The sequence below is a fragment of the Geobacter grbiciae genome, from assembly GCF_018531165.1.
Taxonomy (GTDB): Bacteria; Desulfobacterota; Desulfuromonadia; order Geobacterales; family Geobacteraceae; genus Geobacter; species Geobacter metallireducens.
In genome coordinates, this window is record NZ_JAHDIW010000058.1 from 1 (window position 1) to 565 (window position 565).

The following is a 565-nucleotide window of genomic DNA, read 5'->3' on the forward strand; positions in this document are numbered from 1 at the left end:
GCCGCCGATCATGGCGTCAGGATCATCAACCTCAGCTACGGCGGCTCCACCACCTCCTCGACCCTTCAGAATGCCGTGAACTACGCCTGGAACAAAGGCGCCATTGTCTTTGCCTCGGCAGCCAACTACAACACGAGCACCCCCTACTATCCGGCCGCCTGCACCAACGCGGTGTCGGTGTCGGCAACCGACGCCAATGATGCCAAGGCGAGCTTCTCCAACTACGGCCCGACCATCGATATCGCGGCCCCCGGCGTCTCCATCCTTACTACCGCCAACGGCGGCGGCTATGCAAGCGTGAGCGGAACATCCTTCTCCTCTCCCATCGCGGCGGGACTCGGCGCGCTGATCCTCTCCGTCAACCCGACCCTGACCAATGCCCAGGTGGTGGACATCATCACCAGGAATGCCGACGACATCGGCACCCCGGGCTTCGATCAGTACTTCGGCTACGGCCGGATCAACGTCCTCAAGAGCCTCACGGCTGCCCAGAGTGCGGTGCCGGTAAGCGACGCCACCGCCCCGACCGCATCGATCACCTCCCCCACGAATTCCAGCACCGTCA

The 565-nt window shown here is 63.5% G+C and carries 1 protein-coding gene; it reads left to right on the plus strand.

The window, feature by feature from the left end; genetic code table 11:
- On the plus strand, positions 1 to 565 hold a 565-nt coding region (locus tag KJB29_RS19125; RefSeq protein WP_215735897.1), incomplete at both ends, for a S8 family serine peptidase.